The 25,497-nt window shown below is 65.7% G+C and carries 22 protein-coding genes; 14 read left to right on the top strand and 8 right to left on the bottom strand.

Features of this window, described 5'->3' with window-relative positions; all coding sequences use genetic code 11:
• Window positions 1-184 precede the first annotated feature (184 nt).
• From BN1263_RS18895 to ubiM, 4 genes are all read left to right on the top strand, one after another.
• On the top strand, window positions 185-1,345 hold the full coding sequence (locus BN1263_RS18895; RefSeq protein ID WP_058983367.1) for a COG3904 family protein: 1,161 nt from the start codon (window positions 185-187) through the stop codon (window positions 1,343-1,345).
• Between the two features lie 59 nt (window positions 1,346-1,404).
• Complete coding sequence (locus tag BN1263_RS18900; RefSeq protein ID WP_019659159.1) at window positions 1,405-1,950, top strand: DUF4019 domain-containing protein; 546 nt, start codon at window positions 1,405-1,407, stop codon at window positions 1,948-1,950.
• Between the two features lie 11 nt (window positions 1,951-1,961).
• Window positions 1,962-2,351, top strand: a complete 390-nt coding sequence (locus BN1263_RS18905) for an MAPEG family protein (protein WP_058983369.1) — start codon at window positions 1,962-1,964, stop codon at window positions 2,349-2,351.
• A 79-nt stretch (window positions 2,352-2,430) separates the two neighbouring features.
• A complete protein-coding gene (ubiM, locus tag BN1263_RS18910) occupies window positions 2,431-3,609 on the top strand; it encodes a 5-demethoxyubiquinol-8 5-hydroxylase UbiM (RefSeq protein WP_058983371.1) in 1,179 nt (392 codons plus the stop codon).
• 11 nt (window positions 3,610-3,620) lie between these two features.
• On the opposite strand, the gene BN1263_RS18915 is transcribed toward ubiM, so the two are convergent.
• The gene (locus BN1263_RS18915; protein WP_019659156.1) at window positions 3,621-3,842 is read right to left on the bottom strand and encodes an RNA-binding S4 domain-containing protein; all 222 of its coding nucleotides are present in this window, start codon (window positions 3,840-3,842) and stop codon (window positions 3,621-3,623) included.
• A 264-nt stretch (window positions 3,843-4,106) separates the two neighbouring features.
• Between BN1263_RS18915 and BN1263_RS18920 the strand changes: the two genes are divergently transcribed.
• From BN1263_RS18920 to BN1263_RS18945, 6 genes are all read left to right on the top strand, one after another.
• Complete coding sequence (locus BN1263_RS18920; protein ID WP_058983373.1) at window positions 4,107-6,053, top strand: DEAD/DEAH box helicase; 1,947 nt, start codon at window positions 4,107-4,109, stop codon at window positions 6,051-6,053.
• Between the two features lie 218 nt (window positions 6,054-6,271).
• Window positions 6,272-8,695 (top strand): putative bifunctional diguanylate cyclase/phosphodiesterase, encoded by a 2,424-nt coding sequence (locus tag BN1263_RS18925; protein ID WP_058983375.1) that lies wholly within the window; start codon window positions 6,272-6,274, stop codon window positions 8,693-8,695.
• 109 nt (window positions 8,696-8,804) lie between these two features.
• Complete coding sequence (locus BN1263_RS18930) at window positions 8,805-10,469, top strand: sensor domain-containing diguanylate cyclase (protein ID WP_058983377.1); 1,665 nt, start codon at window positions 8,805-8,807, stop codon at window positions 10,467-10,469.
• A 34-nt stretch (window positions 10,470-10,503) separates the two neighbouring features.
• A complete protein-coding gene (locus BN1263_RS18935) occupies window positions 10,504-11,226 on the top strand; it encodes a pseudouridine synthase (protein WP_058983378.1) in 723 nt (240 codons plus the stop codon).
• 144 nt (window positions 11,227-11,370) lie between these two features.
• A complete protein-coding gene (locus BN1263_RS18940) occupies window positions 11,371-12,441 on the top strand; it encodes a sensor domain-containing diguanylate cyclase (protein WP_058983380.1) in 1,071 nt (356 codons plus the stop codon).
• A 162-nt stretch (window positions 12,442-12,603) separates the two neighbouring features.
• Window positions 12,604-13,764, top strand: a complete 1,161-nt coding sequence (locus BN1263_RS18945; protein WP_058983382.1) for an AAA family ATPase — start codon at window positions 12,604-12,606, stop codon at window positions 13,762-13,764.
• Window positions 13,765-13,794: 30 nt separating this feature from the next.
• Here the strand turns inward: BN1263_RS18945 and BN1263_RS18950 are convergent, their stop codons facing one another.
• Window positions 13,795-14,742 carry a DMT family transporter gene (locus BN1263_RS18950; protein WP_010486385.1) on the bottom strand — a complete coding sequence of 316 codons (948 nt, stop codon included), beginning with the start codon at window positions 14,740-14,742 and terminating at the stop codon, window positions 13,795-13,797.
• 78 nt (window positions 14,743-14,820) lie between these two features.
• On the opposite strand from BN1263_RS18950, the gene BN1263_RS18955 reads away from it, so the two are divergent.
• Window positions 14,821-15,435: a Pr6Pr family membrane protein gene (locus BN1263_RS18955; RefSeq protein ID WP_058983383.1), complete on the top strand. Its 615-nt coding sequence runs from the start codon at window positions 14,821-14,823 to the stop codon at window positions 15,433-15,435.
• On the opposite strand, the gene BN1263_RS18960 is transcribed toward BN1263_RS18955, so the two are convergent.
• Together BN1263_RS18960 and BN1263_RS18965 are read right to left on the bottom strand one after the other, a co-directional pair.
• Window positions 15,356-16,231 carry a DUF72 domain-containing protein gene (locus tag BN1263_RS18960; RefSeq protein ID WP_058983385.1) on the bottom strand — a complete coding sequence of 292 codons (876 nt, stop codon included), beginning with the start codon at window positions 16,229-16,231 and terminating at the stop codon, window positions 15,356-15,358. The genes BN1263_RS18955 and BN1263_RS18960 overlap by 80 nt on opposite strands.
• Window positions 16,228-16,671, bottom strand: a complete 444-nt coding sequence (locus BN1263_RS18965; RefSeq protein WP_058983387.1) for a VOC family protein — start codon at window positions 16,669-16,671, stop codon at window positions 16,228-16,230. Before BN1263_RS18965 ends, BN1263_RS18960 begins: the two co-directional genes overlap by 4 nt.
• 110 nt (window positions 16,672-16,781) lie before the next feature.
• Between BN1263_RS18965 and BN1263_RS18970 the strand changes: the two genes are divergently transcribed.
• Window positions 16,782-18,344, top strand: a complete 1,563-nt coding sequence (locus tag BN1263_RS18970; RefSeq protein WP_058983389.1) for a serine hydrolase — start codon at window positions 16,782-16,784, stop codon at window positions 18,342-18,344.
• A 155-nt stretch (window positions 18,345-18,499) separates the two neighbouring features.
• Complete coding sequence (gene smrA, locus BN1263_RS18975; protein ID WP_058983391.1) at window positions 18,500-20,332, top strand: multidrug efflux ABC transporter SmrA; 1,833 nt, start codon at window positions 18,500-18,502, stop codon at window positions 20,330-20,332.
• 39 nt (window positions 20,333-20,371) lie between these two features.
• Here the strand turns inward: smrA and BN1263_RS20305 are convergent, their stop codons facing one another.
• The 4 genes from BN1263_RS20305 to BN1263_RS20765 form a co-directional block, all read right to left on the bottom strand.
• Window positions 20,372-21,448, bottom strand: coding sequence for a TraB/GumN family protein (locus BN1263_RS20305; RefSeq protein WP_186008989.1), 1,077 nt, complete (start codon window positions 21,446-21,448; stop codon window positions 20,372-20,374).
• Window positions 21,449-21,450: 2 nt separating this feature from the next.
• Window positions 21,451-22,428 carry an LpxL/LpxP family acyltransferase gene (locus tag BN1263_RS18980; RefSeq protein WP_058983393.1) on the bottom strand — a complete coding sequence of 326 codons (978 nt, stop codon included), beginning with the start codon at window positions 22,426-22,428 and terminating at the stop codon, window positions 21,451-21,453.
• The gene (locus BN1263_RS20760; protein WP_186008990.1) at window positions 22,406-23,128 is read right to left on the bottom strand and encodes a hypothetical protein; all 723 of its coding nucleotides are present in this window, start codon (window positions 23,126-23,128) and stop codon (window positions 22,406-22,408) included. The genes BN1263_RS18980 and BN1263_RS20760 overlap by 23 nt, the downstream gene beginning before the upstream one ends.
• Before the next feature lie 68 nt (window positions 23,129-23,196).
• On the bottom strand, window positions 23,197-23,367 hold the full coding sequence (locus tag BN1263_RS20765) for a hypothetical protein (RefSeq protein ID WP_157999904.1): 171 nt from the start codon (window positions 23,365-23,367) through the stop codon (window positions 23,197-23,199).
• 603 nt (window positions 23,368-23,970) lie between these two features.
• Between BN1263_RS20765 and agp the strand changes: the two genes are divergently transcribed.
• Complete coding sequence (gene agp, locus BN1263_RS18985; RefSeq protein WP_144435393.1) at window positions 23,971-25,140, top strand: bifunctional glucose-1-phosphatase/inositol phosphatase; 1,170 nt, start codon at window positions 23,971-23,973, stop codon at window positions 25,138-25,140.
• Window positions 25,141-25,497 lie beyond the last annotated feature (357 nt).

Raw genomic sequence — 25,497 nt, forward strand, 5'->3', positions numbered from 1 at the left:
TCCCGCTCTGGGTGTCGACCTTGGTCGACACGGTAGATCCACGCCATGCGTGGATGGAGTGGTGCAAGACGCTGTAATGAAAAGGTTGGAGCCAGAGGGTCAGAAGGGGTTCAGTGCCACGCGCTGAACGGGTGCCCCGGACGGGTAGACTGTGGCTCCTGCTCACGTGAAGACTGGTTGCCCGATGTCCGCAAAACGCCGCTGGTTGCCCCTGTTGTGCCTGGCCCTGGCGGGCTGCAGCCAGCTGGAAAATCCGGGCAATGTGACTGCTGCCGACAAGGCGGCGCGGGCACCGGCCAGCGATGGCGAGAACATGGTGTCGATCAATGCGGCCGATGCACCGCCACCGCCAGCGCCGCCGCGCAGCCAGGCGGATCGGCCGTGGCCGCAGGCGCAGCTTGAGAATGGCCGTGCCTGGGTCAGCTGCAGCACGGAATATGCTGGCGATGCCGGCGACGGTGTCGAGCTGGAAGGCCTGCAGCGCGAGCAGATCACCCAGGCGCTGGCGCCGTGCGCCGAGCGCGGCCTGATGCGCGTGCGTTACGCCGGCAAGATCAATCCGGGCTTCGCCGAGATGATGTGGCGGTTGGCGGTGGTCGCCGACCAGCAGAAGATCCACAAGCGCATCCTCGATCTGGATTCCAGCGGCGGCCAGGTGGAATCGGCGATCGTTGCCGGTGACAGCATCGGTGAATCCGGCTGGACCATCTGGGTGCGCGAAGGCTCGATCTGCCACAGCGCCTGCGTGTTCGTGCTGGCCGCCGGTGACAACCGCCTGCTGTCGGGCAAGGTCGGCATCCACCGCATGATGCGGATCAGCTCCAAGGCCACCTCGCGCGCGGAACTCAACCGCGAGCTGCACGAGGTCTACGACAACGTGAAGGACTATCTGCAGCGCAATGGCGTGGCGGTGGGCGTGGCCGATCTGATGATGACCGTGCCCAACCGCAGCCTGCGCCTGCTGACTCCGGACGAGCTGCGCCAGTACGGCCTGGATGGGACCAATGCGGTGCAGGATGATCTGGAACGGATCAAGCAGATGCGTGCCTGCGGCGATGATTTCGTGCAGCGCAAGGACGCGTTCCTGGTCGCCTTCGACCAGCAATGCAAGCGCGAAGGCGCCGACATGGAGTCGATCAACAGCTGCGGCCAGGCGTTGAAACAGCGCTTCGGCTTTCCCGACGCGGTGTGCCCGGACGAAAGCCCGCTGTCGGAGATCGATGTGGCGACGCTGCCCCCGGCACCGCCGGAACCGCCGATGGCCGAGCAGGCAGCCGACGACGCAGGCAAGTCTGCGGCGCAGGCCGATGCGGCGGCGGTGGAAGGCAACGCCCAAGCGCGCTGACGAACCGCTCACCGCGCTGGCGTAGACTGCGGTCCTTTCCTCGAGAACCGGCGGTGTCCATGAAGCGCGCGCTCCTGCTGCTGTCCCTGCTGCCCCTGACCGCATTGGCGCAGGCACCTGCGCCGGCCACGCCGGCACCGGCTCCGGCACGCCCGGCCCCGGCCTCGCCGGCGGCTGCGAAACCAGCCACCGCCGGTGCCCCGGCGTTGACCGCCGCGCAGCAGGCCCAGGTGCAGAAACAGGATGCCGAGATGGGCGCTGCTGCACTGAAAGCCGCGCAGCTGGTCGATGCCAACCGCGCCGGCGAACTGTGGGATGGCGCTTCGGCCGTCGCCCGTCGTGCGGTGCCGAAGGCCGCCTTCGTCAGCCAGCTGACCACCGAGCGTGCGCGCCTGGGTGCGTTGGCCGGGCGTGGCCAGCCCACCATCACCCGGGTCAAGTACAGCGCCGGTGCTGCGGTGCCGGAAGGGCTGTACATCAACGTCAGCTTCCCGACCCGTTTCGCCAACAGCGCACAGCCGGTGCGCGAGCTGGTCTCGTTCCGTTTCGACGAAGACCAGGTGTGGCGCCTGGCCGGTTACAGCCTGCGCGCGTCGGCGCCCTGAGGAGATGAGCGATGGCAACTGAACTGACGATGCTGGCCTGGTCGGTGCTGCTGGGCTTCGTCTACATCTTCGCCACCTCCACCGTGGTCACCCGCGAGCGCGGGATGAAGTGGAATGCCTCGGCACGCGATGGCGATTCAAAGCCGCTCAGCCCGCTGGCCGGCCGCCTGCAGCGTGCCCAGGCCAACTTCCTGGAAACCTTCCCGTTCTTTGCCGCTGCCGCCATCGCAGTGGTCGTGGCCGGGCGCAGCAACGACACCACCGCGCTGGCTGCGCAGGCCTACGTCTGGGCGCGTGTGGTCTCCCTGCCGCTGTATGCCGCGGGCGTGCCCTACGTGCGCAGCCTGGTCTGGCTCGTATCGCTGCTGTCGATCCTGGCGCTGGTGTTCGCACTTCTGTAAGTCGGCCTGATCCAGATCAAGGCCGCTCAGGCGCGCGGCGCTATGCTGGCCCGGACTGAATCAACGGCAGGAGGCGCGCATGCGCAGGATGGACGTGGTGGTGGTCGGCGCCGGACCGGCGGGCCTGTGCTTCGCGCGTGCGCTGGCCGCCAGTGGCCTGCAGGTCGGGCTGGTCGAAGTGCAGCCGCGCCAGGCCCTGGCCGACGCCGCCTTTGATGGCCGCGAGATCGCGTTGACCCATGCCTCGCGGCAGAGCATGGAGCTGCTGGGGCTGTGGCAGCACCTGCCGCATGCCGAAGTCGCCGAGCTGCGCGATGCCAGGGTGATGAACGGCGGCTCGCCGTTCGCGTTGACCTTCGCCAGCAGCCAGGTTGATGGCCAGCCGCTGGGCTGGCTGGTGCCCAACCACCTGATCCGCCGCGCCGCCTGGGATGCCGTGCAGGGCCAGGATGCGCTGGAGCTGTTCGATGGGCGCAAGGTTCTGGGCGTGCAGGCCGATGCGCAGGGCCAGGTGGTCAGACTCGATGACGGCAGTCAACTGCACGCGCGCCTGCTGGTCGCGGCTGACAGCCGCTTCTCCGCCACCCGCCGCATGCTTGGCATCGGTGCGCAGATGCGCGACTTCGGCAAGTCGATGCTGGTATGCCGCATGCAGGTCGAGCGCGACCATCACCATACGGCCTGGGAGTGGTTCGGCTACGGCCGCACCATGGCGCTGCTGCCGCTCAACGAGGGCCAGGCATCGGCGGTGATCACGCTGCCGCCGCGGCAGATCGAAGAACTGCTGGCGATGGACGAGGTGGCTTTCGGTGAGGCCATCAGTGCCTGCTTCGAGCATCGGCTGGGCCGCATGCAGCCGGTGGCCACACCGCAGGCGTATCCGCTGGTGGGGGTGTACGCGCACCGTTTCGTCGGCGAGCGTTCCGCGTTGATCGGCGATGCCGCGGTGGGCATGCACCCGGTCACCGCGCACGGCTTCAATCTGGGACTGGCCAGCGCACAGCGGCTGGCACAGGGCATCGTCGCGCAGCAGCGGCGCGGTGCCGACATTGCTGCCGCCGGCATGCTGACCAGCTACCAGCGGGGCCATCGGCTGGCGTCGCGGCCGCTGTACGAGGCCACCAATGCGATCGCCAGCCTGTACACCGACGACCGTCGCCCGGCGCGCCTGCTGCGTGCGGCTGGCCTGCGCCTGGCGCAGGGCGTGGCACCGTTCAGGCAGCTGATCGCCTCGCACCTGACCCAGCGCGTGGCCTGAACGGCTTCAGATCAGCCGGCAGCCAGCACTCGGATCTGGCTGCCGGAAAATTCGACCACCTGGCCCGCGCGGATCTTGCAGGCCTTGCGCAGCTCGATTTCGCCATCGACCCGCACTTGGCCTTCACTGATGACCATTTTGGCCTCGCCGCCGCTGGTGACCAGGTCGGCCAGCTTGAGCAGCTGCTTGAGTTCGACGTAGTCACCGTCGAGGTCGAATTCGAGAATCTGCATGGAGCGGGTTCCTGGGAAGAGGGCGCAGGCCAGCGGCCGGGCCGGGAAGCGGGCGCGTATTGTGCGCCAGCACGGGCTCGACGGCACGCGCACGGAAAGCTGTACGCCTCGTTCAGGATCAATGCGGTATCATCCCGCTCTGAGCGAGTGAAATCTCCTCCGACCGAGCAGCGCCAGGGCACGCGATAAGAAGGGCGCCCAAAGCGCGGACCATCCCTTTTTTATCGCACTGCCAGGAAGACGGCAGTGCCTTCGGAGTTCCCCATGTCCCAAGATTCCCAAGCGCCGCTGCAGTTCGCGCAGCTCGGCCTGTCCGAGCCCGTGATGCAGGCGGTCACCGCCATCGGCTACGAAACCCCGTCGCCGATCCAGGCCGCTACCATCCCCGCGATGCTGGAAGGCCGCGACGTGCTGGGCCAGGCCCAGACCGGCACCGGCAAGACCGCTGCGTTCGCACTGCCGGTACTGTCCAACATCGACCTGCAGCAGATCAAGCCGCAGGCCCTGATCCTGGCGCCGACCCGCGAACTGGCCATCCAGGTTGCCGAGGCGTTCCAGTCCTATTCGTCGAAGATCCCGGGCTTCCGCGTGCTGCCGGTGTACGGCGGCCAGCCCTACGGCCAGCAGCTGTCGGCGCTGCGCCGTGGCGTGCACATCGTGGTCGGTACCCCCGGCCGCGTGATCGATCACCTGGACCGCAGCACCCTGGACCTGTCCGAGCTGAAGACCCTGGTGCTGGACGAAGCCGATGAAATGCTGCGCATGGGCTTCATCGACGACGTCGAAGCGGTGCTGAAGAAGCTGCCGGAGCAGCGCCAGGTGGCCCTGTTCTCGGCCACCATGCCGCCGCAGATCCGCCGCATCGCGCAGACCTACCTGCAGGATCCGGTGGAAGTGACCATTGCGGCCAAGACCACCACCTCGGCCAACATCCGCCAGCGTTACTGGTGGGTGAGCGGCATGCACAAGCTGGATGCGCTGACCCGCATCCTGGAAGTCGAGCCGTTCGACGCGATGATCATCTTCGCGCGCACCAAGGCCGGCACCGAAGAACTGGCCAGCAAGCTGCAGGCCCGTGGCCTGGCCGCTGCCGCCATCAACGGCGACATGCAGCAGGCCCAGCGTGAGCGCACCATCGCCATGCTGAAGGAAGGCAAGCTGGACATCCTGGTTGCCACCGACGTGGCCGCGCGCGGCCTGGACGTGGAGCGCATCAGCCACGTGCTGAACTACGACATCCCGTACGACACCGAAAGCTACGTGCACCGCATCGGCCGTACCGGTCGTGCCGGCCGCAGCGGCGAGGCGATCCTGTTCGCGACCCCGCGCGAGAAGGGCATGCTGCGCCAGATCGAGCGCGCCCCCCGCCAGCCGATCGAAGAGATGCAGCTGCCGAGCGTGGAAGCGGTCAACGACACCCGCATCAACAAGTTCACCTCGCGCATCAGCGAAACCCTGGGTGCCGGTGGCCTGGATTTCTACCGCCAGCTGCTGGAGCGCTTCGAGAACGAGCAGAACGTGCCGGCCATCGAGATCGCCGCCGCGCTGGCCAGGATGCTGCAGGGTGACACCCCGTTCCTGCTGCAGCCGCCGGTGCGTGCCCCGCGTGAAGAGCGCGCCCCGCGCGAGCGTTTCGACCGTGGCGACCGTCCGGAGCGTGGCGATCGCTTCGACCGCAACGAGCGCGGTCCGCGCTTCGAGCGTGGCCCGCGTCGCGACGACGCCGAAGGTGGTTTCGAGCAGCGTCCGCGCCGTGAGGTTCCGCCGCGTGGTGCACCGGAGCAGGGCATGGAGACCTATCGCATTTCGGTGGGCCATCAGCATGGCGTGAAGCCGGCCAACATTGTCGGCGCCATCGCCAACGAAGCAGGCCTGGAAAGCCGCTTCATCGGCCGCATCGACATCCACGACGACTTCTCGCTGCTGGACCTGCCGGCACAGATGCCGCCGGACGTGCTGTCGCACCTGCAGAAGGTGTGGGTGTCCGGCCAGCAGCTGCAGATGCGTGCGCTGGCTCCGGGTGAAGACACCAACCCGGCCCCGCGTCCGTTCAAGCCGCGCTTCGACAAGCGTGGCCCGGGCGGCCCGGGTGGCCCGCGTCGTGGTGGCCCGGGTGGTCCGGGTGGCCATGGTGGCGACCGCGGCGGTGACCGCGACAGCCGCCCGCCGCGTCGTGACGGCTTCAAGCCGCGCGGCCCGCGCAGCTTCTAAGCCGCACCCGCAGCCGTCCATAACAACGCCAGCCCCCGGGCTGGCGTACAGGAAAAGGGGACGGAGGGGATTAAGTCGTAAATGGCAGGCCATGCGCTTATGCCGAAAACGACTTAATCCCCTCCGTCCCCTTTTTCGCATGGCCCACACATTGCCGGTCATAGGCTGGGCCGGTTCCAAGGCAGGTTGTCACCGCAGCACATTCGGGGGGATCCGGGATGGGTAGAAGTGGCACGGACCAGCAGAGCCGGCGTGTGCCGATGACCCGTGGGCTGGGATTGCGCTTTGCGTTGTTGACGGGCATGGCGATCGGGCTGGTCGCGTTGTCCGCGTTGATCCAGGAACTGCAGGCGGCTTCGACGGCCTGGATCGCCGGGCAGGGTTACTGGTCACGCGGGCAGCAGGATGCCACTGCTGCGCTGAGCCGCTACCTGGCGCGCGGCCATGCCCGGGACCTGGAGGACGCGCGCCAGGCCCTGCGGATTCCGTTGGGAGATCTGCAGGCCCGGTTGGCGCTGGAACAGGCCGTACCGGACGAGGAGAAGGCCCGGCAGGGCTTCCTGCAGGGTGGCAACGCGCATGCCGATATCCCGCGTCTGGTGTTCTCGTTCCGCTATGCACGCGACATCGGCGCCTTCCGCGAAGCAACCGCGTTGTGGCGGCAGACCGACGATGACCTGTTGGCGGTGCAGCGGCTGGTCGCCGAGCTGCAGTCGGCGCACGCCGAAGGCACGCTGCCAGTGGCCGACCGCGACCGTTACCTGCAACAGCTGCGCGATCTGGACCGGCGGCTGCAGGTGCAGGCGCAGTCGTTTTCCCGAGCGTTGCTGCGCATGGCCACGATGGTGCGGATCGCCACGCTCGTGGTTGGTGGGCTGTCGGTGCTTGCGATCAGCCTGATGGCGGTGGCCCTCGCGCGCCGCGTCGGCAAGGACCTGACCGAACATGAAAGCCGCTTCCGCGCCGCCTTCTATCAGGCCAATGTCGGCATGCTCAAGCTCGACACCGAAGGCAAGGTGATCGAAGCCAACCAGGCGATGGCCGATATCCTCGACTACCGGCGCGACGTGCTGCTGCAGATGTCGTTGGGCGATCTGCTGATGGACGGCGAGCTGGTCATCGATGGGGTGGGCCGTATCGACTGGGACCGGCAGCTGCGGCCGAGCGAACTGCGCTTCCGCCGTCGCGATGGCAGCCTGGTCTGGGGCCGCTGGAGCGGCACCGGCGTGCGCAGCGCCGCCGGTGGCCTGTCGGTGTTCGCGATCATCGAGGACGTCAGCCAGAACCATGCACTGGCGCGCGAGATCGAGCACCACGCCAGCCATGACCCGCTGACCGGCCTGATCAACCGCCGCGAGATCGAACGGCTGCTGGAACGCGCGCTGTTGCAGGTGCGCAGCGAAGGCGGCACGCACGCGCTGTGCTACATCAACCTGGACCACTTCAAGCTGGTCAACGACAGCTTCGGCCATGCCGCCGGTGACCAGATGCTGCGCAGTTTCGCCGACTATCTGGTGGCGGCGGTGCGTGATGGTGACTGGGTCGGCCGGCTGGGTGCGGACGAGTTCGCGGTGTTCCTCGCCCATGCCGGGCAGGACGAGGCCAAGCGCGTGCTGCAGCGGGTGATCCGCAACCTGGGCCAGGCCACGTTTCCGATCAGCGAGGGCAGCCCGCAGCTGAGCTGCAGCATCGGCGTGGTCGAGGTCAGTGCAGATGCGCCGGACGTGAACTGGTTGATGAGTGCCGCCGACAGCGCCTGCTATGCCGCCAAGCAGGCCGGGCGCAACCGCGTGCACTGCTTCAATGAGAACCGCATGGCGCTGGAGGAGCGGCGGCAGGAGGCCGAGCGCCTGCAGGGCGTCAGCTTGGCGATGGCCGAGAATCGCATGCTGCTGTATGCACAGCGCATCGCCCGCGTGGGGGATCCGTCTTACCTGCACTACGAGGTGCTGGTGCGCATGCGTGGCACCGATGGCAGCCTGCATCTGCCCGGCCAGTTCATGCCAGCGGTGGAGCGCTATGGCATGGCGGTGGCGCTGGACCGGCACGTGCTCGGGCTGCTGTTCCGCCACCTGCAGGTGTGCCCGGCGCACGTGCGCCAGCTGGGCCTGTGCAACGTCAACGTGTCCGCGCAGTCGATCGCCGAGCCGGGATTCCTCGCCTTCGTCTGCGACCTGCTCGAGCGCAACCGCGCGCTGGCCTCCAAGCTGTGCTTCGAGATCACCGAGACTGCGGCGATCAGCAACCTCAGCCAGGCCCGCGCCTTCATCGATGCGGTGAAGGCACGGGGGTGCCGGATGGCGCTGGATGACTTCGGCTCCGGCCTGTCTTCCTTCGGCTACCTGCGCCAGTTGCCGGCGGACATCCTGAAGATCGACGGCGCCTTCGTGCGCGACATGGATACCGACCCTGTCAGCCACGCCACGGTGCGCGCGATCAGCGAGCTCGGGCGCGAGCTGCAGATGGAAGTGGTGGCCGAGTGGGTGGAGACCGCCGAGGTTGCCGGTGCGCTGACCCGGCTTGGCGTACAGGGGCTGCAGGGCTATGCCATCGAACGGCCGCAGCCGCTGGAGCGGCTGACCCTGGTCGATCTGCGCCCGGTACGGCTGGTCGCGGTGAAGGGGCCGCCGGCGGCTGGCTGAACCGCGGGCGCCGACTTTGGTGTACACATGCGTGGCGTGCCCGGCTGCGATAATGCGCGCCAGGGGCGGCGCGCATTGGGCGCGGACGTAAGCAGGAACAGGACGTGGCGTGGGCGGCAGGCAGTGGCGGTATGGAACAGGAGCGGTGCTGGCCGTCCTGATGGCGTGGTTGGCGTTGCCGTGGCCGCTTCAGGCTGCAGAGGCCGTGCCGGGCCATGATTATCTCCTGGTCGGCGGCGCTACCGACGAGCCGACGCCGCACCGCGCATGCACGCCGCAGATGCTGTCCGGCGCCCGCCAGCAGGTGCTGGTACCGGCTCCGCCGCAGGGCTGGTCAGGCCAACCGCAGGCGCTGGACGTGTTCAACGTCTTTGCCGGTGAAGTGCGCGTCCAGCATGGCGACCGCGAGATCTGCGGCAACATGCACGATGCGCGCACCCGCGATTCACGTTTCCGGGCTGGCATCGGCCTGGTGGCCGTGCCGCCGGCCGGCAGCCATGAGCCGTTCCTGGTCTCCTGGCAGACACCGCTGAAGGCACGTTGGGTACCGACCCTGCGGCTGGGCGCGCCCAGCCCGGTGCAGCAGAACGACACCGCCCGCCTGCTGGTGCGTGCGGCCTGCATCGCGGTGGCGATTGCGCTGGCGCTGTCGGCGTTGATGGCCTTCCTGACCACCCGGGACCGCAGTTTCCTAGTCTACATCGCCGGCACCACCGTGATGGTGCTGTGGCAGGCCATCCTCGGCGGGCTGAGCGGCTATCCGGAACCTTGGCTGCCGGTGGGCGAGCACGGCGCCTGGTGGCTGCTGGCGCTGACCGCTGCGACCCAGGCACTGGTGCTGCCGGCGCTGTGGCGGCTGAACGGAGGCGACCGCGTGCTGCCTCGATCGCGCCCGGCCCAACTGGTGGTGTTGTGGGCCCTGATGGCGCTGGCCGTGCTGGTGCCGTGGCTGCGCTGGGAGCATCTGGCGTGGGTCGCGAAGGGCTTGCAGGTGTCCTATCTGTCCGGATGTGGCCTGGCACTGATGGTCGGCGTCTGGGCACGCTGGCGCGGCGACCGTTGGGCGCAGGCGGGTCTGGCCGCGCTGGCACCGATGCTGGTACTGATCATCGCCGATGCCTGTGGTGCGGCGTGGCTGCTGGAATACCGGGTGGAGGCGCTGCAGCTGGCGGTGACCTGGCTGTTGATGATGGCCGCGTATGCGTTGAACCAGCGGCTGGGCCGGCTGCGCCAGCAGCGTGATGAACTTCGCCAGCTGGCCGAGACCGACGGCCTGACCGGGCTTCCCAACCGTCGCGCCGGACTGCAGCAGCTGGCCCACCATCTGGAACGGGTGGACCGTGAGCGCGGCCCGTTGGTGATCGGCTTCCTCGATATCGACCTGTTCAAGGACATCAACGACCGCCATGGTCACGCCGTGGGCGACCTGGTGCTGGTGGCGGTGTCGCGTGCCCTGCGCGCGGCGGTGCGCAGCCAGGACGAAGTGGTGCGGATGGGCGGCGAAGAGTTCCTGCTGCTGATGCCCGGCATGCCGCGCGAGGCGGCGTCGGCGCGGCTCGACCGCCTGCGCCAGCGCATCACCGAGGCTGGCCAGGCCCTGCAGGTGCCGGGGCTGGAGGTGACCGCCAGCATCGGCCTGGCGCAGTGGCGACCGGGCGAGGACGATCTGGCCGGGCTGCTGCGGCGCGCCGACCATGCCATGTACGTGGCAAAGCGGGCGGGCCGCAACCGGGTGTTCGACGGCGAGGAGCTCGATCCGCCCGCCCTGGCATGAAGCGCAGCGGGCGGCGATGCCGGATAATGGGCCGATGACCACCCGACTCAACAAACATATCGCCGACACCGGCTTCTGCTCCCGCCGCGAGGCCGATCGCCTGATCGCCGCGCGCCGCGTTACCGTCAACGGCCATCCGGCCGGTACCGGCGCGGTGGTGGGCGAGGAAGACCAGGTGCTGGTCGACGGCCAGCCGCTGCGCGCCCGCGTGGCACGCAAGCCCGGCGCCCGCCGCCACGTCTACATCGCACTGAACAAGCCGGTAGGCGTCACCTGCACGACCGAAACTTCGGTCAAGGGCAACATCGTCGACTTCGTCGGCCACGAACAGCGCATCTTCCCGATCGGCCGCCTGGACAAGGACTCCGAAGGCCTGATCCTGATGACCAGCAACGGCGACATCGTCAACCAGATCCTGCGCGCCGAAAATGGCCACCAGAAGGAGTACCTGGTGGCGGTGAACAAGCCGGTCACCGATGAGTTCCTGCGCGGCATGGCGCGCGGCGTGCGCATCCACGACCAGATGACGCTGCCGTGCAAGACCTCGCGCATCGCCAAGTTCGGCTTCCGTATCACCCTGCAGCAGGGCCTGAACCGGCAGATCCGCCTGATGGCCGCCGAATTCGGCTATCGCGTGACCCAGCTGCGCCGCGTGCGCATCGACAACATCAAGATCGGCGCGCTGAAGCCGGGCCAGTGGCGCAACCTGACCGGGCAGGAACTGCAGGGCCTGCTGCCGAAGCAGCTGGACTGGTAACGCGCGGTAGTGCCGGCCGCTGGCCGGCGGCTCCAGGCATAGAATGCGCGCGGGATGCCGGCCAGCGGCCGGCACTACCCATTGTGCGGATTACGCGTCGGCATCAGCTAGACTTTGCAGTGACCTGCCGGAACGTGACGCTGCATGATCAAGCCCGACAAGCCTGCCAACGAAGCCCTTCGGCTCGAGGCGCTGTACCGCTACCGGATCCTTGATTCGCAGCGCGAGAAGTCATTCGACGACCTGGTGGCGATCGCCAAGGCGGTCTGCGGTACCTCGATGGCGGCGGTGACCCTGATTGACGTCGAACGGCAGTGGTTCAAGTCGATCCAGGGCATCGACGCGGCGGAAAACCTGCGCAGCGAATCGATGTGTGGCCACGCCATCCTGCAGCCGCACGAAATCATGGTGGTCGAGGATGCGTTGCAGGACATCCGCTTCCACGACAACCCGGTGGTGACCGGCGACCCGCACATCCGCTTCTACGCCGGTGCGCCGCTGATCAGTTCCGATGGCCTGCCGCTGGGTACGCTGTGCGTGTTCGATGCACAGCCGCAGCACCTGCCCAGCGACAAGGCCGAGGCGCTGGCCGCGCTGTCGCGGCAGGTGATGCTGGTGATGGAGCTGCGCCGTTTCGCGCTCGACATCCAGAACCACATGCTGGAACGCGATGATTACGAGCGCCTGCTGTCGGAGTACCACGACGTGCTGCTGGCGCAGAACGCCGACCTGGCCGAGCAGAGCCGCACCGATGCGCTGACCGGCCTGCCGAACCGCCGCGCGATGGCGGCGGCGCTGGACGAGGCAGTGGCGGTGACCGGGGATCAGCCCGCTGTGGCCTGCGTCGCGCTGCTGGACATCGACCACTTCAAGCACATCAACGATTTCCAGGGCCACGCCACCGGCGACCGGGTGCTGGCCGAGCTGGGCACGCTGCTGCGCTCGCACTTCGCCGGCCGTGGCATGGCCGCGCGCTATGGCGGCGAGGAGTTCGTGGCGGTGATGCCGGCGACCGACCTGCAAACCGCCGAACTTCAGTGCGAGTTCCTGCGCCTGGCCGTTGCTGATCTGCCGCTGGGGTTCCCGGTCACGATCAGTATTGGAGTGGCCCAGCACCAGCCCGGTGAAAGCGTGGATGAGACGCTGGCACGTGCCGACAAGGCGCTGTACCGGGCCAAGGGCAAAGGTCGCAACCGGGTGGAACGGGCGGACTGAAACACGGCGGTTCGCGCGTTGAACGCATGCGACGCGCGGATGATTCGATGCCGCTCCAGTGGATCCACGCCATGCTTGGATGCTCTTCCCGTTTCATTTGGCGTCGCAGCTCCTGCGATCAGAACCGGCCAGCATGACGCCCTGTTTCCCCGGACGCCGCCCATGCTGCAGACCCTGGCCATCGCCCACTATCGTTCGCTGCACGGGCTCGTACTGCCGCTGCAGCAGTTGAATGTGGTGACCGGTGACAACGGCAGTGGCAAGTCCAGCCTGTACCGTGCCCTGCGCCTGCTGGCCGAGACCGCGCAGGGCGGCGTCGCGGCGGTGCTGGCCCGCGAAGGCGGGCTGGGCTCGGCGCTGTGGGCGGGTCCGGAAAAAATGGACCGTCGGGTTGCTGCCGGCGAAATCCCCTTGCAGGGCGGCCCACGCCAGGAATCGGTGGGATTGAAGCTGGGCTTCGCCACTGACGAATTCGGCTACGCCATCGATCTGGGCTACCCGCCGCCCAGTCGATCGGCCTTCGCACTGGACCCGCAGATCAAGGCCGAGGCGATCTGGGCCGGCCCGTTCCTGCGCAGCGCCAACCTGCTGGTCGACCGTCGTGGAGCGATGGTGCGGCAACGTCATGCGCGCGGTTGGGATCTGGTGGATGACAGGTTGTCGCTGTTCGACAGCCTGTTCACCCAGGTCGGCGATCCGCAGCGCCTGCCGGAAACCATCGCCCTGCGCGAGTACATCCGGCGTTGGCGCTTCTACGATCATTTCCGCAGCGATGCCGATGCCCCGGCGCGGCAACCGGCGATGGCCACGCGCACGCCGGTGCTGCATCACGACGGCCGGGATCTGGCCGCGGCCTGGGTCACCATCCTCGAGATCGGTGACCCGGTCGCGTTGGCACGCAGCGTCGACGATGCGTTCCCCGGTGCCACGGTCGGCTTCGAGGAGCTGGACGGTCGACTGGCCCTGCGCTTCCACCAGCCGGGGTTGCTGCGGCCGTTGTCGATGGCCGAGCTGTCCGACGGTACGCTGCGCTTCCTGCTGCTGGCTGCTGCGCTGCACACGCCGCGTCCACCGCCGCTGCTGGTGCTCAACGAGCCGGAGACGAGCCTGCATCCGGACCTGCTGCCGGCGCTGGCGCGGCTGATCATCGCAGCCAGTTCGCGCAGCCAGGTATGGGTGGTGTCACACGCCAGCCGCCTGATCGCGGCGCTGGAACAGGCGCCAGGGTGCCATTCGCTGCATCTGTACAAGGAACAGGGCCGCACGCTGTTGAGCGGGCAGGGCCTGCTGGATGCGCCGGCCTGGCATTGGCCGCAGCGTTGATACGGGCGTCCACGCCATGCGTGGATGCATTCAATCGGCGATGTTGCGCGCCTCGGCCGTGCCAAGAATCTCCGGATGCTGCACCGGCTTGCGGCGGTTCAGCAGCGGATGCAGGAACACCGCGCCGACGATGATCGCCACGCCCAGGTAGAACCACGGGGTGACCTCGTGCTGCTCGCGCAGCAGCACCACCGCCAGCACCACCGCATAGACCGGCTCCAGGTTGGTCACCAGTTGCACCGTGTAGGCGCTCAGGTGGCGCAGTGCGACCAGGGCTAGGGCAAACGGCAGCAGCGTGCAGAACCCGGCCAGCACCAGCAGCAGGATGCCGTCGTGCAGGTCCGGGACCACCCACAACGGGCTGGCCAGCGCAGGAAGCAGGTAGGGCATCAGCGGCGCCAGCAGGGTCAGGGTGAGGGTGCCCGCACCCAGCTCCAGCGCGGTGACCGTGAGCGGATCGGCGTGGCTGACCATGCGCTTGTTGAGCGAGCCGAACACCGCCACCAGCAGCGCTGAGATCGCGCCGATCAACACACCCAGGCGCATGCCATCGGGCACGCCACCGACAACCAGCGCAACACCCGGCAGCACCGCCAGGCCGAACGCCAGCTCACGCAGCTGGAACGGCCGCTTGGCCACCCACGGTTCGATGATCGAGGTGAACACCGGCGCCAGTGCGATGCAGGTGGCAGCCACCGAGGCATTGGCCAGCTTCACCGCGCCATAGAAGGTCAGCCAATGCAGGGCGACCAGCGCGCCAATGCCGGCGTAGCCGGCGACCAGCCGCAGGGGCAGGGTGCGCAACCCGCGCCAGACCCGTGGCAGCAGGGCCAGCATCGCCGTCACCAGCAGCATGCGCCACCACACCAGCGGCAGTGCGGGCAGGGTGATCAGCTTGCCGAGGATGGCGGTGATGCCCCACAGCAGGACACAGAAGTGGATCTGCCACAGCGCTTTGCGGGTGTCGGGTGTGCTCATCGGCCTATTGTGAGGCAATCGCGCGGCCGTCGGCGATGACTGCGGCATGCTCGCGGCATCGACCCAGAGAACCGAGCCATGGCAGCCGATTGCTCCCTTCTGCGCGGATGGGCCGCACTGACTGCCCTGATGGCGGCAGCCTCGCTGCTGTTGCAGTACCTGTTGCTGGTGCAGGGGCCGGGGGCGGCGGCCGGGATCGGCGTGGCGACGCTGCGTTTCTTCGGCTATTTCACCATTCTCAGCAACCTGGCTGTCTGCGTCGGATGTGGGTGGGTGGTCCTTGGCAGAGTGCTCAAGCCGGTGGTGGCGGCGAGCCTGGCGCTGTGCATCGGTGTGACCGCGTGCGTCTACGTGCTTGCATTGCAGGGGCTGTGGCAACCGACCGGGCTGCAATGGTGGGTCGATGCGGGCCTGCACTATGTCGTGCCTGCCCTGTTCCTGCTGGGGTGGCTGCTGCTGTTGCCGCACGGTGAGATGCGCTGGCGCGCGCTGGGCGGCGTGCTGCTGGTACCGCTGGCCTACCTTGGCTGGGCGATGCTGGTCGCTGCAATGACCGGACAGGCGCCGTATCCATTCCTCGAACTGCAACGCCTGGGCCTGGCGGCCTTCCTGCTCAACGTGCTGCGCGTTGCGGGCGTGTTCGTGGTGGGCTGGACCCTGCTGTGGGGGCTGGACCGCTGGCGCCGTCGATGAGGCGCTGCAGGGCCATCGCTGCCGCCGGGTTGCGGGCCTTGCCGGCACCGATGCACAGCAGGTAGACCTCGCGCGGGGTTTCCGGGGCGTGCCCGGCCAGACAGGGCAGGTCGTCCACCGGCTCGCCGCGTGACCAGCGTCGCGCGCGTTCAGCCCAGCGCTGCTGCACGGGCGCAGGCAGGCCCTCTTTCAAGCGGGCCTGGCTGCGCTTGATCCGCGCGTAGACGAAGCCCGAACTGACGTCGCCGTGCAGCGGCGCCTCGTCGCTGTCCTCGATCACCAGTGCCACGCCGTGGCGGCGCGCGGCGGCGACCAGTGCGGGGCCATGTGCTGCGGCATTGCGGACCTCCAGCGCATGCTGCAGCGGCACCCCTTCCAGCTGCTTCGGCAGCTGCGCCATCAGCGCGTCCAGTGCATCGGCGTCGGCCGGGTGGCGTGGATCGAACTGCCACAACAACGGGCCAAGCCGGTCACCGAGCGCGATCGCTGCCTGCAGGAAGGGCGCGGCTGCCTCCACCGTGCTGGACAGGTCGCGGCGCTGCACCAGGTAGCGTGGTGCCTTCATCGCAAAGCGGAAGCCTTCCGGCGTCTGCGCGGCCCACTGCGCGCACTGTGCGACGGTGGGCGTGCGGTAGAAGGTGCCGTTGATTTCGATGCAGCGCAGGGCACGGCTGGCATGGGCCAGCTCTTCACGCTGCGGCAGGCCCACGGGGTAGAAAACGCCGCCGCGCCATTCGGGAAACACCCAGCCACCGATGCCGCAGCGGATCTCCGCCTGCCGGGCGGTCGCGGTCACTGGCCGTGGTCCGCGCGCCACGGGTCGTAGCTGCCGAACCACCACAGATAGCCTTCCGGGTCGGCGCAGGCATAGCCACGGCCGCCGTAGTCCTGGTCGGCGATGTCGATGACGATGCGGGCACCGGCGGCCTTGGCCCGGGCGTAGTGCGCGTCGGCATCGGTGACGATCACGCAGGCACTCTGCGTCTGGCGGCCGCCGACCTCATCAGGCAACGCCGCATGCTCGCTCCACGCGCTCTGGTTGCTGGCCGAGCCGAGCATGATCATGCCGGTGCCGAAGGTCAGCTGCGCGTGGAACACCGTGTCGCCGTCGGCGTAGACGGCCTGGGCATGGAAGCCGAAGGCGCGCTGCAGCCAGTCGATGGCGGCCTGCGCGTCGCGATAGCGCAGGCACGGAATGATGGTGGAGCCGTTGCTCGGTTGGCCGTTTCCGCCCATGACACCCCTCCTATGGCACAGGGCAGGGTGCGCCGCAGACCGTTACCATCCCGCGAAACCCCGGTGACGGCCTGCACATGGCCGCCACCCCTGTTCGGAGATCGTGCTGGATGAAACCCTGGATTGGAGGAGCCGTGCTGCTGGCGTGCACGACCATGGCGAGCGCTGCCACCCCGGCGCAGTTGCAGGGGCTGGATGCGACCGTCGAGCGCGTGCGCGCGCAGTTCGACGTGCCCGGTATTGCGGTGGCGGTGGTCAAGGATGGCGAGGTGGTGCTGGAGCGCGGCTGGGGCGTGCGCGAGCAGGGCAAGCCGGAACCGGTGCAGGCCGATACGCTGTTTGCCATTGCGTCCAACACCAAGGCGTTCACCGCCACTTCGCTGAACCTGCTGGCCGAGGACGGCAAGCTGAAGATGGATGACAAGGTGATCGACCACCTGCCGTCGTTCCGCATGTCCGATCCGTTCGTGACCGGGCAGATGACGATCCGCGACCTGCTGTCGCACCGCAGCGGGCTGAGCCTGGGTGCCGGCGACCTGCTGTTCTGGCCGGCCACCTCCTACAGCAATGCCGAAGTAGTCGAACGGCTGGGCAGGGTGCCGCTGAAGGGCGGTTTCCGCGAGAGCTATGCCTACGACAACATCCTGTACGCGGTTGCCCAGCAGGTGATCGAGCATGTCTCGGGCATGAGTTACCAGCAGTTCCTGCAGACGCGCATCTTCGACAAGGTGGGCATGACCGGCACGCGCTACAACGCCGATCACCTGAAGCCGGGCGACAAGGCCGCGGTCGGCCACGCCAAGTACGATTTCAGGGACCTGCGCACCGTTGCGCCGCTGACCTGGTCGAACAATGCCGGCGCCGGCGGCATCTATTCCAGCGCGCACGACATGGCGCGCTGGATGCAGGTGCAGCTGGCTGAAGGCAAGCTGGCCGACGGCACGCCGTTGTTCAGCGAGAAGAGCCAGCAGCAGATGTGGCGGATGATCACGCCGCAGTCGATCCCGGCGCCGAGCGTGCCGGAGCTGGCACCTGCGCGGGCCAACTTCGCCGGCTATGGCGAAGGCTGGAGCCTGAGCGACTACCGTGGGCAGAAGCTGGTCTGGCATACCGGTGGCTGGCCGGGCATGGTTTCGCGGCTGACCCTGGTACCGGGCGAGAAACTGGGCGTGGTGGTGCTGACCAATCAGGAAGTGGGCGCGGCGTTCAATGCGATCACCCTGAGCGTGCTCGATGCCTACCTGGGCGGTGAGAAGCATGACTGGGTGGACGCCTATGCCAAGGCCGTGGCCAAGGGAAAGGACAAGGCCGACGAGGCCTGGGCCAAGCACCAGAGCGCACGCGACAAGGGCAGCAGGCCATCGCTGGCGCTGGCCGGCTACACCGGCAGCTTCCGTGACCGCTGGTATGGCGACATGCAGATCAGCGCCGAAGGCAAGGGCCTGCGCCTGCGCTTTGCGAAGACCGCGCAGCTGAGCGGGCGCCTGGAGCACTGGCAGCAGGACACCTTCATCGTGCGCTGGGACGACCGTTCGCTCAACGCCGACGCGTTCGTGAACTTCAGCCTGGACCCGGACGGCAAGGTACGCGAGGTGCGCATGCAGTCGATCTCCGACCTGACCGATTTCAGCTTCGATTTCCAGGACCTGCTGTTCACCCCGGTCAAAGAATGAGGGTAGTGCCGGCCGCTGGCCGGCAACCTCATGATCTCTGGAAACGTAGCGAGGTTGCCGGCCAGCGGCCGGCACGACCGCAGCCGCAGCGATCGTCGGCCGGCGTACACATGCGGCGTGGGATACTCCGCCGGCTAAGATGGCGAGGGAATGCGATGTTCCGTTGGTTTGAATCCCTGATTCCGGTGTTCCCGCCCGTGGATGGGCGCATGCCACCGCGCAAGGTGCTGCCGTTCTACCTGCACTACCTGCGCCCGGTGTGGCCGGTGCTGCTGGCCACGCTCATCGCCGGCCTGCTCCTGGCGCTGGTGGAAGTGGCCATGTTCGATTACCTGGGCCGCATCGTCGACATGGTCGCCGAGCAACCCGGTGCCGATTTCTTCAAGCGCCATGCCAATGAACTGGGCTGGATGCTGTTCATCACGGTCATCGCGCGGCCGATCCTGGTCGGCCTGCACAACCTGCTGGTCAACCAGGCCATCGTGCCCGGCCTGAGCAACCGCTCGCGCTGGCTGATGCACAACTACGTGGTTCGGCAGAGCCTGAGCTTCTTCCAGAACGACTTCGCCGGCAGCGTCGCCAACCGGGTGATGCAGACCGGTACCTCGCTGCGCGAGTCGGCGGTGCAGATGGTCGACTCGCTCTGGTACATCGTGGTCTATACCGGCACCGCGCTGTACCTGTTCGCGCAGGCCGACTGGCGGCTGATGGTGCCGCTGATCCTGTGGCTGCTGGCCTACGTGGTGATCATGGTCTACTTCGTGCCGCGCGCGAAGGAGCGGGCCTGGATCGCCTCGGAAGCACGTTCGAAGGCAATGGGCCGCATCGTCGATGGCTACACCAACATTCCCACGCTGAAACTGTTCGCCCATGGCGGGCGCGAGCAGGCCTACGTGGCCGAGTCGATCCAGGAGCTGGCAGTCAAGCACCGCGCGCAGACCCGGGTGACCACCGGCATGGACCTGACCATCGCCATCGTCAACGGTTTCCTGATTGCCGGTACCTGTGGGCTCGCGCTGTGGCTGTGGAATGGCGGCCATATCACCGTGGGCGCGATCACCCTGGCGACCGGCCTGGTGATCCGCATCCACAACATGTCCGGCTGGATCATGTGGACCATCAACGGCATCTTCGAGGACATCGGCACGGTGCAGGATGGCATCACCACCATCGCACAGCCGCTGACCGTGCAGGACCGCGAGGACGCGGTGCCGCTGCAGGTGACCCGTGGCGGCGTGCATTTCCAGGACATCCACTTCCACTACGGCAAGAAGGGCGGCGTGATCGCCGGCCTCGACCTGGTGGTGAGGCCGGGCGAGAAGATCGGCCTGGTCGGTCCTTCCGGTGCCGGCAAGTCGACCCTGGTGAACGTGCTGCTGCGCCTGTACGACCTGGAAAGCGGCCGCATCCTGATCGACGACCAGGACATTGCCTACGTCACCCAGGAGAGCCTGCGCCAGCAGATCGGCGTGGTCACCCAGGACACCTCGCTGCTGCATCGCTCGATCCGCGACAACCTGCTGTACGGCCGCCCGGATGCGACCGATGAGCAGTTGCGCGCTGCGGTGGCCAAAGCACGTGCCGAGGCCTTCATCGATACGCTGGTGGACGGGCAGGGGCGTCGTGGCTACGACGCGCATGTCGGCGAGCGCGGCGTGAAGCTGTCCGGCGGCCAGCGCCAACGCATCGCCATTGCCCGCGTGCTGCTGAAGGACGCACCGATCCTGGTGCTGGACGAAGCGACCTCGGCGCTGGACTCGGAAGTGGAAGCGGCGATCCAAGACAGCCTGGATGAGCTGATGGGCGGCAAGACGGTGATCGCGATCGCGCACCGGCTGTCGACCATCGCGCGCATGGACCGGCTGGTGGTGATGGACCAGGGCCGCATCGTCGAGACCGGCAGCCACGCCGAGCTGATTGCTGCCGGTGGCCTGTATGCGCGCTTGTGGGCGCGGCAGACCGGTGGCTTTGTGGCTGCCGATCAGTGACTTCGCTGTGACCGCGTTGCAAGGTGCCAAGTTACATCGTCACCCGTCCGGATGATTTGAGGTTTCACTTGCTCCGATGTTTGGAGGTCGTGGCTGATCGCCAAAGAACACCCTGGCATCGGGGATGTATCCCTCGTCCACGAGTACCGCGGCCATGCCTCTTGAATGCAGAAGATCATCCAAGGGCAGAGTGGTGAAAACCGTACTGTGCCGCGAAGTAGTTGAGCGGAGCACTGCAACCCAGTGAGTTCGTCTCTGGATATCAAGGTCAATATTCATCGTAGTGGCGATCGCGTCGTTGGTCAGACGAGCCCAGCACCGGGAGGGCGATGGAGGGGCATGCAGGAGCGCGCCCGATTCAATATCTCCCTCTGCCCACGCATGACCTAGCTCATCTAGGTTATCGAGCCAGGGCCGCAGGCTTGATGTGGCATCCGAGAAGCATTTGCGGTCTTTCACGGAGTCAATGTGAAAATTCTGGATAGTTTCCCTGGCGCCTCTCACCCGAATCGGGAAGCGGGCGTTGATCATCGGGATCCCATGATCGCGGGCCATGCGGTCAATGGCTCGAGAAAGTGGCTCACCGGCTCGGGCTCCACTGAATTGCAGTGCAGCATCATGAATTTTCCAAGCCGCGTACATTGGGCGCATCCTCTCAATGCTCGCGTCATGCAGGCCATAGAGAATCTTGAGATCGCTCAATCGCGTGTACTCTTCTTCGGTGAGCTCGTCACGAAGCGTTCTTCTACCTGAAAGGAACTTGAGCTTGCGGATGGCGGGCCACAGAATGAGGCTGCGAAATACCCCGCCATCGTGCTCCACGGTCACGCCCGGAGGGCTCAGAATTGCATCAGACGTCGAGATTGCTGCTTCAACGCTGCGAGTATCGATGGATAGGCTCTTTCTTAGGGGTTGAATCGTGCCCAGTACAAGCAGCGTTGAAGAGCCTTTTCTGAACTGCCAGATGCGCGGGCCGGGGGCTGAGTGGACCGCGTGGATCGCAGGAAGATGAGTTGCATCGGCATTCTCTTGATCCGTTGCGTATCCATTGATGGGCGCCATCGCCATCAGGGCGATGGCCGCCAAGGTAATGGAAGGAGAATGAAATCTATCCATGTTCAATCCAGGCATGCCGTATAACGCGTGTGTGGCTTGGTTCGCGGGTCATTGGAGAACATGTGCCAAGCTTCATCGATTGTTTCGGGGTGGAACATCGGGAACTTGGAGGATTTCATGAAGTGTTGCCTGATGTACTGCCAATAGATGGCCTGAGGTCCCATTGCACGGTCAAGGAAACGATAGACTTCAGCCATCGTCCAGTAGTCAGCTACTTCAGATGGAAGCGATGCTCGCGTCTGTATAGGCTCGATGGCATCTCCGAAAGTAATAGTTGCTCGAAGATCCCGGTCAACGACGGAGATGGCTGGCAATATGCAACTTCCGGTTTTGCGCGCCATTGCGGCGGTTCCCAGCATGATGTCCAGGGGGCGCCCCAAAAATGGAATGCAATAGGTTTCTTCGCGAAAGCGGTGGACATCGGGCATCATGATGACTGCAGCTCTATTTTTCAGTGCGCGAAGCGCTATGCCTATCCCTCTGGCATTCGAGTGGATGATGCTCGCGCGGCATCCGGCGTGATTGAAGAGCCGGTGGTACAGGTCGTCGAACAATTCGTTGCCTGCATGGTTCTTTGGGTCGCCATAGAAGATGTAGATGTCACGCAGATGGCGAATGTGCTCCATCAGACGGACCGCAGACAGGATATAGTGGCCGTGATGCGGCAGTGCGATCACAACTCCCCTGTCGGCAGGGAGCTTTCCATCGATTGAGGAGTAGTCGGAACGGTCGATGCAGTGGACCGCCTCCAACAGTGACGGGCGGCAAAGGTCCGCCAACTGGGAGCTGATGGAGGCTTTCGATTGATACCAGCTGTAGTAGGAATCCATATCGAGTCCGCTGACTTCGCATGCGGAGAGGATGGCTTTCCTTTCCCTGTCGGAAAGGGTCAATCCAAGCTGTTGCTCTGTCTGGACGCTGTGCCGAAAGGTGGCCTCCGGGGCAGGCTGACGACTCTCATGTGCTTGACTTTCGTGCATCCTGGACCTCCTTTGCTGGCTGCGATGCGCGGTAGAGGTTCTTGAGTTGTCCATGGAGCCAATCGAAATGCTTGGGATTGAAGTCAGGATGCTTCCAGTACATGTGCATCAGAGCTGAGTGAAAGACACGCTGACGGAATCTGCTCTCGGCTAGCCGTGTAGCAGGCCATCGCTTTGTCTGAACGGGTTGCGCGAGCCAGTCTCCTCCAAGCTTCTGGTTGGAATCCAGATGGTTCGAAATAGTGCGCAGAACGGAAGTGATGGGTGAGCAGGGTGGCAATGTGATCGTGTCATCGCATGTGCCTGTCATGATTTGAAATTCGTGGATGCTGTTGAGGACTCCTTCCACCAGAGGCAGGTAGCGCTGCTGCCCGTGGTGGGTCGTCAAGACAGGAGCGTCAAGGCTGGATGTAAGCTGGTCACTGAACACGATAATGGTGTGAATTCCCGCATCACCCTCCAGTTTGCGAAGCGCGTCGGATGGCGTTGTCGAGTAAGCGGGATCTGTGCCAATAATCTCGGTGATCAATCCCCTTCTGCGGAGTTCGATAGCGCGATTAATATTGGATCGAGTCGTCGCGGCAATGATTGCGGTCGATGATGATGTGTCGTTTGGTAAGGGGAATGTTCCATCGCATCGCATGCGGCTTTGTTCTGGGCTTTGTGCTATTCGGCTCATGCCGTCATGACTGCGAGTCATCGTGATTCTGATCCTGTTTGATAGTGTTGATGACACGCATCCACGCCGCGTGCCATCAACGGAGTCTGTCAGCGCTCTTCGTAATTGTTCGATCCGCAGCAGTCACTGCTGAATGCGGCTACTTTGATTTCGTCCGCCTCGGTTTCAAACACTGCGTCGAGGGATCTTGCATTTGCGCTGGATGATTTCATCCATGCGGCGACGGCGTTTGGATCTGAAATGGTTGCGGATGCGTGCATGACGTATTTCCTTTTATAGGTGTGTGTTGATGACCAGGGCACATCCCTAGGTCGGCATCAAGAATGCGCCGTCCGTATGGCTACTTGCTGTCAGTGGTAGCGGGTTCGTTGCGTAGGACTTCTCTTTTAATTTCTGCATCAGTCTCGTAGTCGAGCAAGCTGCTCTGCGCGTTGTGTCCGTGGCTTGTTCTGATGCCTGGAGCTTCTCTTGAATGTCGGGGCCGGGCATGTAGCGCAGGGCGGCGTCGAGATCCTGGATCGGTTCGGCGCTCGCGTGTATCAATCAGACGAGGACGTGACTCAGGGAGCATCCTCGAGTCGGAGGCGATCACTGGATATTTCACGACTGGATGCGTTTGCATCGCGTGTCGGGGAGGTCATGGGTTGACGGTGCTACCATCCCCATTCGGTAGCTCGGAGAACGGTCTGTTCACCGTTTTGACATTGCCGTGCCGACCGTTGATCAGCAGACATGGGCTCGAGACTCTATCTGCACTATAGGAGCAGGTGATGCAGGTTCAATCGTGCTCAAAGACTCGGATGCACTTCCGTATCTTTCGTTGCCTATCGCTGGTGACGAGCCTTGTGACCGCTGTTCCAGCCATGGCGGACAATGGCGAGGTGAGCGGAACACGTGAGGGCTCACTTGAGCAGGTCATCCTGCTCAGCCGCCACAACCTGCGCGCGCCGGTGGTGGCGTCGGGCGCGCTGGCCAATGCCACTCCGGAGCGCTGGCCAGGCTGGGACGTGGGCGCAGGCGAGCTCACCACCAAAGGCGGCGTGCTGGAGGTCTACATGGGCCGTTACATGGGCCAGTGGCTGCGTCAGGCGCAGCTGTTGCCGGCTTCGGGTTGCCCGCAGCTGGCTGACTTCCACGCCCATGCCAACAGCCTTCAGCGCACCCAGGCCACCGCGCAGTTCTTCGTTGCCGGTGCCTTCCCGGGCTGTCATGTCGCGGTCGAGCAGCGCATGGCGCTGGGCACGATGGATCCGTTGTTCAATCCGGTGATCCACAACAGAGAGACGGTCTTCCGCGAGCGCGCACTGTCGGCAATGCAGCGAGCGCTGGCCGAATCGGAACTGGCACCGGCACTGTCCGTGGTGGAGCAGATCACCCGCTACCCGCAGTCGGCGGCCTGTGCGGGGCACAGCGAGTGCCATCTGATGCTGGCCGACACGATCTTCAATGCGGAACCGGGCAAGGAACCACGCGCGTCCGGTTCGCTGGCCCTGGCCAGCGGGTTGGTCGATGCCTTGTTGATGGAGCACTACCAGGGCAGTGGCATCCCCCGCGAAGGCTGGGGCCGGTTGACCACCGAGGCGCAATGGCAGGCGCTGGCGCAGATCCGCAACCGCTACCAGGACATCCTGTTCGGAACGCCCGAAGTGGCGCGCGATGTGGCCGCCCCGCTGCTGGCAAGAGTGAATGCGTTGTTCGAGGACCCGGCATCGCCAAAGGTGAGCCTGCTGGTCGGCCACGATTCCAACATCGGTTCAGTGCTGGTGGCGTTGGGAATCACGGACTACAGCCTACCGGGGCAGTACGAGAAGACGCCGATCGGCGGCCTGCTGCAGTTCGAGCGCTGGCGTGATCGTGGGGCCGGTGAAGTGCGTTACCGGTTGGTGTATGTCTATCCCACGCGCGAGCAGCTACGTGGTGCGATCCCGTTGACCGACGCACAGCCGCCGGGCCGGGTGGAGCTGATGCTGCCGGGCTGCGCGCAGTCGGGTTGCAGTGAAGCGCAGTTCAACAACCTGTTGCATTCACCTTGAATCCGGGATGGATGGTGGCGTCGCAGTTTGATGAGACGGAAGCAGCTTCGCGCCCCTTATGCTCGGATTCGAGTAGTCTCCAGCAATCACCCAAGCGATCCCGGTGAATCATGAACATCACGGACTTTCTTGTAATGGACGGCGATGGAGATGAAATATGGGCCGACCCCCATGGCAGCAACATTGCCTTTACGTTTTGATTGTGGATATCCGGTGGTGGCTGATGCCTCGGAGAACCAACGTGGGAGCGATGAGGATTGTCCCGCTGCGTGCCGCGGGTGTGGTGTGGAGTACTTCCTCGATTTGAGACTGGACTCGAGGAAGCTGTATATCCACATCGTCTGATTGAGTGGCGGC

The sequence above is a fragment of the Stenotrophomonas thermophila genome (genome assembly GCF_001499715.1).
In the GTDB taxonomy this organism is placed as follows: Bacteria; Pseudomonadota; Gammaproteobacteria; order Xanthomonadales; family Xanthomonadaceae; genus Stenotrophomonas; species Stenotrophomonas hibiscicola.